At 72.3% G+C, this 13,683-nt stretch carries 11 protein-coding genes; 2 read left to right on the forward strand and 9 right to left on the reverse strand.

The window, feature by feature from the left end; all coding sequences use genetic code 11:
• Positions 1-137 precede the first annotated feature (137 nt).
• The gene (locus MHO01S_RS13480) at positions 138-1,436 is read right to left on the reverse strand and encodes an FGGY family carbohydrate kinase (protein WP_061782449.1); all 1,299 of its coding nucleotides are present in this window, start codon (positions 1,434-1,436) and stop codon (positions 138-140) included.
• Between the two features lie 98 nt (positions 1,437-1,534).
• Positions 1,535-2,722, reverse strand: a complete 1,188-nt coding sequence (gene xylA, locus MHO01S_RS13485) for a xylose isomerase (RefSeq protein ID WP_060960640.1) — start codon at positions 2,720-2,722, stop codon at positions 1,535-1,537.
• A 114-nt stretch (positions 2,723-2,836) separates the two neighbouring features.
• On the opposite strand from xylA, the gene MHO01S_RS13490 reads away from it, so the two are divergent.
• Complete coding sequence (locus tag MHO01S_RS13490) at positions 2,837-4,009, forward strand: ROK family transcriptional regulator (protein ID WP_061782450.1); 1,173 nt, start codon at positions 2,837-2,839, stop codon at positions 4,007-4,009.
• A gap of 51 nt (positions 4,010-4,060) precedes the next feature.
• On the opposite strand, the gene MHO01S_RS13495 is transcribed toward MHO01S_RS13490, so the two are convergent.
• From MHO01S_RS13495 to MHO01S_RS13510, 4 genes are read right to left on the reverse strand one after another with little or no spacing between them, the layout of a single operon-like run.
• Positions 4,061-4,627 (reverse strand): SIS domain-containing protein, encoded by a 567-nt coding sequence (locus MHO01S_RS13495; RefSeq protein WP_060960638.1) that lies wholly within the window; start codon positions 4,625-4,627, stop codon positions 4,061-4,063.
• A gap of 25 nt (positions 4,628-4,652) precedes the next feature.
• The gene (locus tag MHO01S_RS13500) at positions 4,653-5,675 is read right to left on the reverse strand and encodes an ABC transporter permease (protein ID WP_060960637.1); all 1,023 of its coding nucleotides are present in this window, start codon (positions 5,673-5,675) and stop codon (positions 4,653-4,655) included.
• Positions 5,672-7,177 carry a sugar ABC transporter ATP-binding protein gene (locus MHO01S_RS13505; RefSeq protein ID WP_060960636.1) on the reverse strand — a complete coding sequence of 502 codons (1,506 nt, stop codon included), beginning with the start codon at positions 7,175-7,177 and terminating at the stop codon, positions 5,672-5,674. Before MHO01S_RS13505 ends, MHO01S_RS13500 begins: the two co-directional genes overlap by 4 nt.
• 38 nt (positions 7,178-7,215) lie before the next feature.
• A complete protein-coding gene (locus tag MHO01S_RS13510; RefSeq protein ID WP_060960635.1) occupies positions 7,216-8,295 on the reverse strand; it encodes a sugar ABC transporter substrate-binding protein in 1,080 nt (359 codons plus the stop codon).
• A gap of 237 nt (positions 8,296-8,532) precedes the next feature.
• Between MHO01S_RS13510 and MHO01S_RS13515 the strand changes: the two genes are divergently transcribed.
• The gene (locus MHO01S_RS13515) at positions 8,533-9,279 is read left to right on the forward strand and encodes a GntR family transcriptional regulator (protein WP_060960634.1); all 747 of its coding nucleotides are present in this window, start codon (positions 8,533-8,535) and stop codon (positions 9,277-9,279) included.
• Positions 9,280-9,284: 5 nt separating this feature from the next.
• Here the strand turns inward: MHO01S_RS13515 and MHO01S_RS13520 are convergent, their stop codons facing one another.
• From MHO01S_RS13520 to MHO01S_RS13530, 3 genes are all read right to left on the reverse strand, one after another.
• Positions 9,285-10,628 carry an FGGY family carbohydrate kinase gene (locus tag MHO01S_RS13520; protein ID WP_061782451.1) on the reverse strand — a complete coding sequence of 448 codons (1,344 nt, stop codon included), beginning with the start codon at positions 10,626-10,628 and terminating at the stop codon, positions 9,285-9,287.
• Between the two features lie 51 nt (positions 10,629-10,679).
• The gene (locus tag MHO01S_RS13525; protein WP_060960632.1) at positions 10,680-12,146 is read right to left on the reverse strand and encodes an FGGY-family carbohydrate kinase; all 1,467 of its coding nucleotides are present in this window, start codon (positions 12,144-12,146) and stop codon (positions 10,680-10,682) included.
• A gap of 91 nt (positions 12,147-12,237) precedes the next feature.
• Positions 12,238-13,680 (reverse strand): FGGY-family carbohydrate kinase, encoded by a 1,443-nt coding sequence (locus MHO01S_RS13530; RefSeq protein ID WP_060960631.1) that lies wholly within the window; start codon positions 13,678-13,680, stop codon positions 12,238-12,240.
• Positions 13,681-13,683 lie beyond the last annotated feature (3 nt).

The following is a 13,683-nucleotide window of genomic DNA, read 5'->3' on the forward strand; positions in this document are numbered from 1 at the left end:
CGCGGAGTTGCTATGCACCCGCGGCATCCCCGCGAGAAACCAGCCCCGGCGCGAGAAAGACGTGCGGACGGGATGTCTCGTGTCGGGGATGGTTTCTCGACGGCTGCCGGATGCCGGCTCGGGCGAGGGGGATGCCGTCAGGCGGGGAGGAGGCGGGCGGCTTGGCGGGCGGCGCCGAGCGCGACGTACTCCCCCGGTGCGGGCACCTCGACCGGCACGCCCAGCACGTCGGGCGCGATGCGGCGGACGGCCGCCGACTGCGCCCCACCCCCGACGAGCAGCGCGCGCTCGATCGGCACGCCGAGCCCGCGGATCGCGTCGAGGCCGGCGGCGAGCCCGCGCAGCATCCCCTCGACGGCGGCGCGGGCGAGGTTCTCGCGCGTCGTGGAGGCGAGCGTCATCCCGGTCAGCTCCGCGGTCGCGTCGGGCAGGTTCGGTGTGCGCTCGCCTTCGAAGTAGGGCAGCAGCCGCAGCCCGCCGGCCCCGGATGCCGCGGCCAGCGCGAGGGCGCTGAGCCCGTCGTGGTCGACGGCGAGCAGCCGGGCGGTCACGTCGAGCACACGCGCGGCGTTGAGCGTCGCCACCAGCGGGAGGAAGTGGCCGTCGGCATCGGCGAAGCCCGCGACGGTGCCGGTCGGGTCGATCGTCCGCTCCGCGCTGACGGCGAACACCGTGCCGCTGGTCCCGATCGACACGACGACATCGCCGACACCGGCTCCGACCCCGAAGGCCGCCGCCGCGTTGTCGCCGGCGCCCGCGCCGACGCGGCGCCCGTCGGCATCCGCGACCGACTCGAGCGGGCCGAGCACCCGCGGCAGCGCGGCGTCGTGGCCGAGGGCGGCGACGAGCAGGTCGCGGTCGTAGCCGTCGGTCGCCGGATCCCAGTAGCCGGTGCCCGACGCGTCGGAGCGATCGGTGATCAGCTCGTCGAACGCCGGGGCGCCGTCGGCGACGGGGCCGTAGCCGCGCAGCCGCCACGTCAGCCAGTCGTGCGGGAGCGCCACGGCGGCGACGGCCGCGGAGTTGTCGGGTTCGGCGTCGCGCAGCCACCGGAGCTTCGTGATCGTGAACGAGGCCACGGGCACGACTCCCGTGCGCGCGGCCAGGGCGTCGGCGCCGAACTCGGCGATCAGATCCGCCGCCGCCCCCGCCGAGCGGGTGTCGTTCCACAGCAGGGCGTCGCGCACGACCCGACCCTGCGCGTCGAGGGCGACCATGCCGTGCTGCTGCCCGCCGATCGCCCAGGCCGCGACGTCGGCGATGCCGCCGGCATCCGCGATCGCCGCCTGCAGCGCGACCCACCACGCCTCGGGATCGACGCTCGTGCCGTCGGGATGCGACGCACGCCCCGTCCGCACGACGGCGCCCGTCGCGGCGTCGACGATGACGACCTTGCAGGACTGCGTCGAGCTGTCGACGCCCATCACGAGTGCCATGTCGGCATCCTCATCTCTTCGTGAGTCGGGGGCGTCCGCGCGTGAGACCCCGGCCGGACGACCAGGGTCTCACGCGCGGACGCGGGCGGATGCCGGGGTCAGCGCGCGCCGAGCAGGTGCTCGGTGGCGAGCTGCTGCAGCCGGACGAAGCCGAAGCCCTTGCCGCCGAGGTACGCGTCGGTGTCGAAGTCCTCGTAGGCGGAGCGGTCGGCGACGAAGTCGTCGTAGCTCTCGCCCTCGGCGAACGTCGGCTGCGCCAGCTCCGCGACGCGCGCGGCGGCGAGCGCCTCCTGCACCTCGGGGTCGGCGCGGAACGCGGCCGCACGCTCCTTGAGCAGCAGGTACGTGCGCATGTTGGCGGCTGCCGAGTCCCAGACACCCGTCTCGTCCTCGGTGCGCGACGGCTTGTAGTCGAAGTGACGGGGGCCCTCGTACGACTGCCCGCCGTTCGGGCCGCCGTTCTCGAGCAGGTCGACGAGCGCGAACGCGTTGTGCAGGTCGCCGTGACCGAACACGAGGTCCTGGTCGTACTTGATGCCGCGCTGGCCGTTGAGGTCGATGTGGAAGAGCTTGCCGTGGTACAGCGCCTGCGCGATGCCGGCCGCGAAGTTCAGCCCGGCCATCTGCTCGTGGCCGACCTCGGGGTTGAGGCCGACGAGCTCGGGACGCTCGAGCGAGTCGATGAACGCGAGGGCGTGACCCACGGTCGGCAGCAGGATGTCGCCGCGCGGCTCGTTCGGCTTCGGCTCGATCGCGAAGCGGATGTCGTAGCCCTTGTCGACCACGTAGTCGCCGAGGAAGTTGACGGCCTCGCGGTAGCGCTCCAGCGCCTGGCGGATGTCCTTCGCGGAGTCGTACTCGGCGCCCTCGCGGCCGCCCCACATCACGAAGGTCTGCGCGCCCAGCTCGGCGCCGAGGTCGATCTGGCGCAGCACCTTGCGGATCGCGAAGCGACGCACGTCGCGGTCGTTCGAGGTGAACCCGCCGTCCTTGAAGACGGGGGCGCTGAAAAGGTTGGTCGTGACCATCGGCACGGTGAGGCCGGTCGCGTCCAGCGCGCCCTTCAGCCGGTCGATCTGATGCTGCCGGTCCGCCTCGGAGGAGCCGAACGCGAACAGGTCGTCGTCGTGGAAGGTGAGGCCGTACGCGCCGAGCTCGGCGAGCTTCTCGACCGCGTGGACGACGTCGAGCGGCGGACGGGTCGGCCCGCCGAACGGGTCGGTGCCGTTGTAGCCGATGGTCCAGAGACCGAAGGTGAACTTGTCGGCGGGGGTCGGGACGGTCATGGCGCTCCTTCGCGAGGACTCCCGTGAGGGAGTTTTGTTGTTAGTCACAACCTATACCACGACGCACCCTCCGTCCACCACGCCCACCGGCATCCGCGCCTCTAGGGTGGACGCGTGGCACGCGCAGAGGGAACCGTCGAGGGCGTCCGTCGCGCCAACCTCTCACGGGTGCTGCGGCTCGTGCACGAAGACGGCCCACTCTCGCGTGCCGCCCTGACCGAGTCGACGGGTCTGAACCGCTCCACGATCGGGGCCCTCGTCGCCGACCTCGTCGCGGCGGGACTCGCCAGCGAGGGCGCCCCGGAGGTGCATCGCCGCGTCGGGCGCCCCTCCCCCTCCGTCGCGGCCGCGCCGGACGTCGTCGCGATCGCGGTGAACCCCGAGGTGGACGCGCTCACCGTGGCGGCGATCGGGCTCGATCGCACGATCGTGCTGCGCGAGCGCATCGAGCTGGAGGGACTGATCTCGGCCGCGCAGGCCGTCGAGCTCACCACCGGCGTCACCGACCGGTGGCGCGGGGGCGAGCTCGCCGCCCACCGCATCGCGGGCATCGGCGTGGCCGTGCCCGGCCTCGTGCGCACCGCCGACGGCCTGGTGCGCCGCGCGCCGCACCTCGACTGGACCGACGCCCCGCTACGCGACACCCTCGCCCGCGCGAGCGGGCTGCCGGTCGCGATCGACAACGACGCCACGCTCGGCGCCCTCGCCGAGAGCATGTACGGCGCGGGCCGCGACGTGAGCGACCTGATCTACCTCAACGGCGGCGCGAGCGGCATCGGCGGCGGGCTGGTGATCGGCGGGCGCCTCGTGCGCGGCGCCGGCGGCTACGCGGGCGAGCTGGGCCAGAACCGCCCCGGGATCGCACAGCCCGCCGACCGCCGCTCCGGCGCGCAGGGCACGCTGGAGGACGAGGTGAGCCGGTCGCGACTGCTCGCCGTCGTCGGCCTGCACAGCGCGGACGAGCCGACGCTCGAGCGGGCGATCCGCGAATCGCGCAGTGTGGAGGTGGCCGCCGAGGTCGAGCGCCAGCGCCGCATCCTGGCGACGGCGCTCGCCAACGCCGTCAACGTGCTCAACCCGTCGACCGTCGTGCTGGGCGGCTTCCTCGCGACGATCCTGGATCAGGATGCCGAGGCCCTCCTGTCCGCCGTGCGCGCGCAGGCCATGGCGATGAACGCCGAGGACCTGCAGCTGCGCCCGGCCGACCTCGGCCCCGACCGCCTGCTCGTCGGCGCCGCCGAGATCGCGTTCGAGGCGCTGCTGACCGATCCGCTGACGCCCGCGTGACGGCCCGACGCCGGGAGCGACCGGCGCCGCGCACCCCGGACGGCGCGGCCGTCACTCGAAGTTGCGGTGCCGTGCCACGAGGTCTTCGAACTTCGCGCCCGTGCGACGCACGAGCATGAGGTACAGCACGTCCCAGAAGATCCAGAGCGACTGCTCGAAGAGGCTCCCCATCGCCTGGATGGTCGGCACCAGGCCGCTCGGGTCGTCGGCGCCGTAGGTGTGGGCCGGGATCGTCAGCACGATGTCGGCGAGCTGTGCGGTCGGCCCGTCGGGGACCGCCGTGGCCACGAGCAGCGTCGCGCCGGTCTTCTTGACCTGCTCGGCGATGTAGTGCAGGTGCGGGATGTTCGCCGGCCCCGAGGGCATGATGAACAGGTCATCGGCGGTGACGGCGGGGGTGGTGTCGTCCCAGCCCCAGTGCACGGTCTTGCCGAAGTGCGTCAGCCGCATGGCGAACGCCTTCGACCCCAGCCCCTCGCGGCCGATGCCGAGGACGAAGATGCGCTGGTGCTTCTCGAGCGCATCGAGGGCGGCGTCGATGTTGTCGAGCGGAACCCGACGGAACACCTCCCCCAGCTCCTCGACGACGGTCGCGCTGATCTCGCGGAACTCCGACATGGACGGTCCTTTCTGTGTCGTGCGGTCAGTGGGCGGCGGTCCGGCCGCCCCAGCGGCCGACCAGCAGCGCGAGGAGGATGACGGCACCGTACACGGCGTTGATCCAGAACGTGGGGACGCCGGCGAGCGTCAGCACGTTGGTCAGGGTACCCAGCAACAGCACGCCCATGAGCGCCCCGACGATCCGCCCCTGCCCGCCGTTGAGCTGCACGCCGCCGATGACGGCCGCCGCCAGGGCGCTGAAGATGAGGTTGTCGCCCATGCCGCTCGTGACGGAGGCGAGACGGCCGGCGAGCATCATGCCGGCGAAGGCGGCGAGAGCGCTGGCGACGACGAAGGCGGTGATGAGCACGGCATCCACGCGGATGCCGGCGGCGCGGGCCGCGTCGGCGTTGCCGCCGATGGCGTAGAGCGCGCGACCCCACGCGGTGTAGCGCAGCACGAGACCGGCGATCAGGAACAGGATGCCGGTGATCCAGATCGCGGCGGGGATGCCGGCCCAGCGGGCCGAGCCGACATAGCGGAACGCCTCGGGCAGACCCGCGAGCGTCTTGCCCTGGCTGACGCCGAGGGTGATGCCGCGCAGCAGGATGAGCATCGCGAGCGTGACGATGAACGGATCGAGTTTGACCTTCACGACCAGGAAGCCGTTGATCAGCCCGATCAGCACCCCGATCGCGAGGGTCACGAGGATCGCGACGCCGGGGCCGATCTCGGAGCCGAGACCGCCCATCGCGGCGGGGACCATGAGCCACGCGGCGACCATCGGGGCGAGGCCCACGGTGGACTCGAGCGAGATGTCGAGCTTGCCGGTGATGAGGATGAAGGTCAGGCCGATGACGACGATCCCCAGCTCGGCGGACTGCCGCAGGATCAGGGTCAGGTTCGCGGCCGAGAGGAACGCGGGGCTGACGACCGCACCGACGATGGCGACGATGATGAGGCCCGGCAGGACGCTCAGCTCGCGAACGTTCTTCACGACGGCGCGCACCACGGGGTTGGTCGCGGGGGCGGGGGTTCGGACGACGGTGGTACGCACGATGTTCACTCCAGGCCTTCGATGGCTCGAACGATGTCTTCTTCGGTGGGGTCGGCGAGCTCGGCCGACACGCGGCCCTCGCGCATGATGAGGACGCGCGAGCTGACCAGCAGCTCCTCGACGTCGTCGGAGATGAGGATCACGGCCACGCCGTCGGCGAGCGCCCGCAGCATGAGGCCGTAGATCGCGTCCTTGGCGGCGATGTCGACGCCGGCGGTGGGCGAGATCAGGACGAGGACCCGGGGCTTGCGGGCGAGTGCCCGGGCGAGCACCACCTTCTGCTGGTTGCCGCCGCTGAGGCCGGACACGGCCAGCGACGGGTCCGGCGGGACGAGCGCGACGTCGGAGATGAGCTCGCGCGAGAGCGCGGTCTGCTTCCGCGGCGAGAACACGCCCGCCGGGGCGAGCTGGTCCATGATGCCCATGGTCATGTTCTCGGCGACGCTCAGCTGCGGGACGTAGCCGTCGCGGTGGCGGTCGGCGGGGACGAACCCGATCCCGGCGCGCTGGCTGGCCTTGACGTCGCCGCTGCGGATCGCCGACCCGGCGACGATGACCTCGCCCGACGCCACCGCGCGCAGGCCCGCGATGGCCTCGCCGACGGAGTACTTGCCCGAGCCGCCGACCCCGCCGATCGCGACGAGCTCGCCGGGGGCCACGGAGAGCGAGACGTCGGTGAACGCCCCGTCCTTCGCCGTCGCGGCGCGCAGCTCCACCGCGGGCGCGGCATCCGGAGCGGGAGCGACGCTCTCGGCGCGGTGCCGACGCTGCTCCTGCCCGGCGAGCAGCGCCTCGACGAGGTCGTCGGAGCGGATGTCGTCGCCCCGGCGCGACCACAGCAGCCTGCCGTCGCGCAGCACGGTCGCCGCGTCGCAGATCGCGGTCACCTCGCGCAGGAAGTGCGAGACGAACACGAACGTCACGCCCGACTGCTGCAGCTCCTGCACCTTGTCGAACAGGCGGCGGATCGCCGCGCCCTCCAGCTGCACGGTCGGCTCGTCGAGGAGGACGATGCGGGTGCCCGACTCGAGCGCCTTGGCGATCGTGAGCATCTGGCGCTCCTCGATCGGGGCGTCCGCGAGCAGCATCTTCGGGTCGAGGCGGATGTTCCAGTCCGAGAGGATGCGCTCCGACTCGGACCGCATCCTCTTCCACGACACGCGCGCGCCGGAGCCGGGCAGGCGTCCCGCGAAGAGGTTCTCGGCGATCGTGAGGTTCGCGAACACCGAGGGGCGCTGGTAGACGCACGCGACGCGCTGCTGCCAGGCCTTGGGGTCGGATGCCGGGGGCGCGGCTTCTCCGAAGAAGCTCACCGTGCCCGTGTCCGGCGTCTCCAGCCCCGTGATCATGCGCAGGAGCGTGGACTTGCCGGCGCCGTTGCGTCCGATCAGTCCGTGCACCTGGCCGGGGAGGATCGAGACGGAGACGTCCTGCAGGGCCTTCGTCGCACCGTAGGTCTTGCTGACGCCGTCGATCTGGATGGCGGGCACGGTGGTCGGCGGGGTGGTCATGACGTCTCCGTCTCGAGGGGTGTCGTGGTGTGGCCGGGTCAGTTGGTCGCGCCGAACGCGTCCAGGGCGAACTTCTTGTTGCCCCAGAGGTTCGGGTCGTCGACGTTGTCCTTGGTCACGACGGGGGTGGGCAGCAGGTCGACGAGGTTGCCGTTGCGCTCCTCGACGACGCTGCCGTGGTCGGTGTTGCCGGCCGTGAAGGTCTCGCCCTTGATGGCGCGGACGAGGTAGTCCGCGCCGTAGTCGATGTAGTCGGTCATCGGCTGCGCGACCGCGGCGTCCAGCCATCCGTCGCGGATCGCGGTCATCGCCATGGGGCTCGCGTCGACGGAGACCTGGACGATGTGCCCGGGCTGTCCGGCCGCGATGAGCTTGCCCGCCGACTTGAGCGTGTCGAGGATCGTCGGGAAGAAGGTCGCGTCGCTCTGGTTGTAGATGCCCGCGACGTTGCCGTACTGGTTGAGCGCCGTCTCGATGCCGGATGCCGCCTTGGCGGGGTCCCACTCGGTGGCGACGTTGACCAGCTTGACGTTCGGGTACTTCTGCGTCATGCAGTCGTTGAACCCGTTCGTGCGGTCGCGGCCGTTGGAGGTGACGGGGTCGCCGTCGAGGGTGATGACGACGGCGTCGGCGGCGACGCGCTTGCCCATCTCCTCGCACGCCAGCTCGCCCATCTTGACGTTGTCGGCGCGGACGATCATGGCGATCTTGCCCGAGGCGGGCGCCTCGTCGATCGCGACGATCGGCACGCCGGCGTCGTTGGCGTACTCGATGGCCGGGACGATGGCGTCGGCGTCGCCGACGGAGATGACCAGGCCCTTGGCGCCCTTGTTGATCAGCGTCTGGATGTCGGTGATCTGCTGCGCGGCGTCGCGGTCGGCGTTTGTCGCGGGGATCGTGGCGTAGCCGAGCTCGGCGAAGCGCTCCATCGAGCCGACGTTCTCGGCGTTCTGGAACGGGTCGGTGTGCGGCTGCGAGTAGCTCAGCGGCGTGTCGGCGGGGTTGACGCCGTCACCCGACCCCGACGGGGAGTCGGAGGAGCCCGCGCTGGAACAGCCGACGAGCAGAAGGGCGCCCGCGCCGAGAAGCGCGAGTCCGGTGATGGGTGAAGTTCGCATGCGTACTTCCTCTCTGAAGTGCAGAAGCCTCGGGGGCCGATGGTGTTTCGGGATGCAGGATCCAGGTCCTGCACGTATCGTACGTGTTGTACGTACAGAATGTACAGCGATCACCGAAAAGTTACCAACGGAGGATTCGTGCCGGTATCGCGGATCGGGGTATGCATACCGTCTGTACAGTCGAATCCAAACGTACGACGAGAGCGCGACGACGCGCACGAGGACGAGGAGAATCACGTGGCGCAGACGATCGAGCGGGTCTCTCCCGTGCCGTACTACGAACAGCTGTTCGAGATCCTCCGTGATCGCATCGCGCAGGGCGACATCGCCGAGGAGGAGCGTCTTCCCAGCGAGCTCGAGCTCTGCCGGGAGTTCGGCCTGTCCCGCGCGACCGTCCGTCAGACCCTCACGAAGCTCGAGAACGAGGGGTACGCGCACCGCATCCCGCGACGCGGCGTCTTCGCCAGCATCCCCGGGCAGACCGCGGGCTGGACGGTGCAGGAAGGCTTCCTCGAGTCCCAGCTGCGGCACGGGCGCACCGGCATCTCGACCGTCGTCGTGGACACCGGCTACCGGAGGCCGGCTCCCCACGTCGCCGAGGCGCTCCAGGTCGGACCGGAGGAGGAGGTGTTCGCCCTCGAGCGCGTGCGGTCCCTCGACGGGGTCGCCGCGATGCTGAGCACGAACTGGTTCCCGCGAGAGGTCGCCCGCACCATCGAACGCGAGCCCGGCGTGCTCGACGGCACCGCATCGTTGAACTCGCATCTGCGCGCGGCCGGGTTCGTCATCAGCGGCGCCCAGCGCATCATCCACGCCCTCCCGGCCCCGGCGGAAGTCGCGGCCCACCTGAACGTGGCCGTCGATCGCCCCGTCCTGCGCGTCCGGTCGCTCTCGTGGGCGGCCGACGGCACCCGGTTCGACTACTACGAGACGTGGGTGCTCACCGATGTCATCCCCCTCGAGGTCAGCGTCGCGGCCAGCTGAGCCCGTCAGCCGAGCAGGCCCGTCGCGAACCCGCCGAGGGCGTCGACGGGGTCGGGACGCCAGCCTCGCGCGGTCGCCGCGATCAGCGCGGCGCCCACGGCCGTGACCTCCGGCTCGAGGACCGGCACGGTCGGGAACCCGTTGACGGCCGATTTGATCGCGATCCAGCCGGGCGAGCGCACCCACCCGCCCGCCACCCGCACGGCCGCGGCCCCGCCCACGTGGCGCCGCACGGCGTCGACGGCGTCGCGCCCCGAGAGGGCCAGCGCCCCGAGCACCGCGGAGGCCCGTGCGACCGGATCCGTCGGTGCCCCCGGCGCATACGCGGGCTCGCCCCCGCCGCGGCGTCCCGGAACGAACCAGCCCGAATCCCACACCTCCCGGGGCGGCACCCGCCCGATGAGCAGGTGGCGGATCGCGCGGGCCACATCGGGATCGCGCGAGGCCCACTGCACGTTGCGCGCCAGCTCTTCGACGCGCAGCAGCGTGCGTCCCGACGACCGGATGCCGGGAGCCACGTCGACCTGGTCATCACCGTGCCCGCGCACCTCGGCGGACTGTGCGACCACGACCTCGGCGGTGCCCATCGAGTCGAGGATCGCCCCCGGCACCATCAGCTGCACACCCCAGCCCCCGATCGGATGATCGTGACCGCCGGCGACGGCGACGGCATCCGCGGCCACCACTCCCGCCGCACGCAGAACCGGCGAGATGATCGGCCCGACGACGTCGCCGGTGCGCACGACGGGAGGAAGGAGGCCGGGATCGCCCAGCGTGAGCGCCACCCGGTCGGCATCCCACGCGCGATCGCGGCTGCGCCACGCCGCGGTTCGCGAGGCCAGGGTGTCGCTGAGGAACCGGCGCCCCGTCCACCGCACCGCGGGCAGGTCGGTCAAGGCGATCCACGACGCGGCGCGATCGGCGCCCGCGTGGGCGCGTGCCCAGCTCCAGCCGACGAGGGTGCGAACGGGGTCGGTGTCGACGTCGAAGCCCTCATCGCCCACCAGGTCGGAGCGCAACCGGCGGAACGTCTCCTGCCGGCGCGGGTCGAACCAGGCCATCGCGGGCATCAACGGCGCGAGGTCGTCGTCGACGAGGATGCCGTCCTCTCCGATTCCGGCCACGCACAGCGCATGCGCCTCGCGCCCGCCGCCGCACACCTCGACGACCATGTCCTCGACGGCGGCGACGAGGGCTGCGGCATCGACCGACAGGTCATCGGCCAGGCGACGGGTGGGGCGGCTCGCCCTGGCGACGACCCCGCCCTCCGCGGTCAGCGCGACGACCTTCGTGTTCGTGCTGCCGATGTCGATGCCCACCGCCACGGGCACACGCGAGCGCAGGGACACCGTCGACTCCTCCCGAAGACAGCAAGGGCCGTCGCGGACCTCTCCTCGACCCTAGCGAAGCACCCGCGCGGCGTCCTCGGCGACATCGCCGGGACTCGCGGCGGCGTAGCCCATCGCGACCTGCGCGGCGCGGTGCTGGCGCAGGATCCGACGAGCGGGCGGGGCCGGCGGGAGGGGATCGAGGACGACGGGCCAGTCGGGGAAGTCGTCCGTCAGCGCCACGGCGGCCTGCATCGCGGCCCCCTTGGCGACGTACTCGTCGGGGCCGGGCACGAGAACGGGCAGGTCGACCAGCTCGGTCAGGATCCGCTGGACGGCCGGGTTCTTCGCCGCCCCGCCGATGAGCAGAAGCCGGCTCGTCGGCACCCCGCACGCGTCGAGGGCCTCGAGCATCGCGACCTGGCTGGCCAGGGTGCCCTCCACGATCGCGCGGGCGACGTGCGCGCGGGTGAAGTTGGCCAGCGTCGCACCGAGGAGCGCGCCGCGGGCGTGAGGCAGGTCGGGGGTGCGCTCCCCCTCGAAGTACGGCAGCAGCGTGAGCCCGTCGGCGCCGGGCGGAGCCGCCAGGGCCAGGGCCGCGAACTCGTCGTGCGTGCAGCCGAGCAGCTCAGCGCCGGCCTGCAGGTTGCGGGCGGCGTTGAGCGTCGCGACGAGGGGCAGATGGGCGCCCGTGGCATCGGCGTAGTTGCACACCGAGCCGGTGTAGTCGTGCACCGGCTGCGAGGAGCGGGCATAGACCACGCCGGAGGTGCCCAGGCTCAGCACCGCGTCGCCCTCGCGCAGGCCGAGCGCGAGCGCCGCCGCGGCATTGTCGCCGCTGCCCACCCCGATCGGGATCCCGGCGGGGATTCCGGGGAGGCCGTCGCCCGTCGACCCGGCCGACCCGCGCGGGCCGAGCACCGTCGGCAGCACGACGTCGTGACCGAGCGCGTGCACGAGGAGGTCGCGCTCGTACTCCCCCGTCCGCGGCGACCAGTACCCGGTCCCCGACGCCTCCGAGCGGTCGGTGACGAGCTGATCGATCCCACCCGTCCCGGGCCCGAAGCCGCGCAGTCGCCACGTGAGCCAGTCGTGCACGACGGCGATCGCGGCCGTGCGCGCCGCGGCATCCGGGTTCACGTCGCGCAGCCAACGGGCCTTCACCACGGTGTCCGACAGCGACAGGGGAAGCCCCGTCCGCCGGATCCACTCCTCGCGACCGAGCTCGGCGTTCAGCGCCACGGTCTGCGGGTGCGAGCCGAGGTCGTTCCACAGCGGCGACGCGCACGTGGCGACGCCGTGCTCGTCGAGGAAGATCGGGGTGTGCTGCTGTCCGCTCACCGAGACGGCCCGCACGTCGTCGAGACCGCCGGCGTCACGGACGGCCTCGAGCAGCGCCGCCCACCACGCCTCGGGGTCCACGATCGTGCCCGACGGGTGGGGCGCGGCGCCCGCGCGGAGCGTCGCACCGGTGTCGAGGTCGCGCACGGTGACCTTGCAGCTCTGGGTGGACGAGTCGATTCCCGCGACGAGCTTCATTGCTGCGCCTTTCCTTCGGAGTCGTTGGTCGCTCGGTGCCGTCGGGAGTGCCGGTGCCGTGTGGGGTGGCCTGCGGTGGGGTGGCCGGGGCTCACCCGGGCATCTCTGCCAGGTACGCCCACTGCCGGGCCGTGCGGGTGCGCCACGCGGCGAGCGCGGCGGCGCGTCCGGCATCGGGCAGCACGTCGCGCGGGTCGGATGCGCACCAGGGCAGCCGGACGCCGTGTGCCAGCACCTGCGCACCCCGCGAGACGACCTCGGGAAAGCCCGACACGCTGAGCGGGACGCCCAGCTGATCGGCCTTGAGCTGCAGCCACAGGGGGTTGGAGCTGGCGGGGCCGATGAGCTTCACGCGCTCAAGCGGCAGGCCGAACAGATCCCAGACGTCGGCGAACTGGCGGGCCATGCCCAGGAAGCACGCGAGGACCAGCTCGACCGCCGTCGTGTCGCCCTGGAGCCCCGCGACCACCGCGCGGGCCGCGGCATCCTTCTGCGGCGGCGGACTGCCGCGGAATCGGGGCAGCACGAGAGGCAGCCGGTCGAGCGAGACCTTCCCGGTGATCCAGTCGCGATGGGCCTGGGCGATGAGGGCGAGGAGCTCGTCGACGTCGCGATCCAGGAGCGTGCGCAGGGTCGCGAACGCCGAGCCGCCGGTGGGGATCGAGGCGAACAGCGTGAACGCGTCGCCGTCGCACGCGAGGCCGTTCGCCACCTTCGTCGCCGCGGTCGCGGCATCCAGTCGCGGCGACGGCAGCAGGGCGAGCACGCCCTCCGTCGTACCGGTGGAATCCAGCACCTCGCCCGCGCGCAGATCGGCTCCGACGGCGCCGGCCATGTGGTCGTGGCCCGCCACGTGAACCGTCACCTCGTCCAGGCCCCAGGCGCGCGCGATCGCGGAGTCCATCGCGACCCCCTCGGCCGCGGGGCGCAGCGGCGGGAAGACCACCGGGTCCACTCCGAACAGCGCGCACATCTCGCGAGACCAGCGGCGACCGGAGACATCGAGCGCCATCGTGCGACTCGCGAGCGAGGGCTCGGCCCATCGCCGGCCCGTCAGCTGCGCCGCGAGGAACTCCGAGACGTTGAGCCACTGCACGTCGCCGGCGGGACGATCGGCACGGGCGAGCGCCCACGCCACCTTCGAGATCGCGTAGTTCGCGTTCACCGGAAGACCCGTCACGGCGTAGATTCGCTCGCGCTGGGCCTCCGAGATCCGCGCGAGCAGCTCCGCCCCGCGGTGGTCGTGCCACAGGATCATCGGCGACGCCGGTGAGAGGTCGGCGGCGACCAGGCCGCCGGACTCCCCGACCCCGGCGATCGCGATGCACTGCACCGCGCGCCGTTCGGCTCGATCGAGCCCCTCGACGAACCCGCGCACGATGTCCAGGAGCGCGACCGTGTCGTACACCTCGCCCCACGCATCGCGGCGGGTGGGCGTGGGGCAGCGGTCGGCCGCCAGCAGCGTGCCGTCGGCGTCGAAATGGCACAGCTTGATGCTGGTCGTGCCGATGTCGACCGTGATCGTCGGGGTCATGGT

Origin of the sequence: Microbacterium hominis NBRC 15708, from assembly GCF_001592125.1 — a bacterium.
Lineage (GTDB): Bacteria > Actinomycetota > Actinomycetes > Actinomycetales > Microbacteriaceae > Microbacterium > Microbacterium hominis.

What these genes read in the sequence shown, in the direction of transcription:
- MHO01S_RS13525 (WP_060960632.1), bottom strand. Translation starts at nt 12,146, where the DNA reads ATGAAGCTCGTCGCGGGAATCGACTCGTCCACCCAGAGCTGCAAGGTC.
- MHO01S_RS13505 (WP_060960636.1), bottom strand. Translation starts at nt 7,177, where the DNA reads ATGACCACCCCGCCGACCACCGTGCCCGCCATCCAGATCGACGGCGTC.
- MHO01S_RS13480 (WP_061782449.1), bottom strand. Translation starts at nt 1,436, where the DNA reads ATGGCACTCGTGATGGGCGTCGACAGCTCGACGCAGTCCTGCAAGGTC.
- xylA (WP_060960640.1), bottom strand. Translation starts at nt 2,722, where the DNA reads ATGACCGTCCCGACCCCCGCCGACAAGTTCACCTTCGGTCTCTGGACC.
- MHO01S_RS13510 (WP_060960635.1), bottom strand. Translation starts at nt 8,295, where the DNA reads ATGCGAACTTCACCCATCACCGGACTCGCGCTTCTCGGCGCGGGCGCC.
- MHO01S_RS13495 (WP_060960638.1), bottom strand. Translation starts at nt 4,627, where the DNA reads ATGTCGGAGTTCCGCGAGATCAGCGCGACCGTCGTCGAGGAGCTGGGG.
- MHO01S_RS13530 (WP_060960631.1), bottom strand. Translation starts at nt 13,680, where the DNA reads ATGACCCCGACGATCACGGTCGACATCGGCACGACCAGCATCAAGCTG.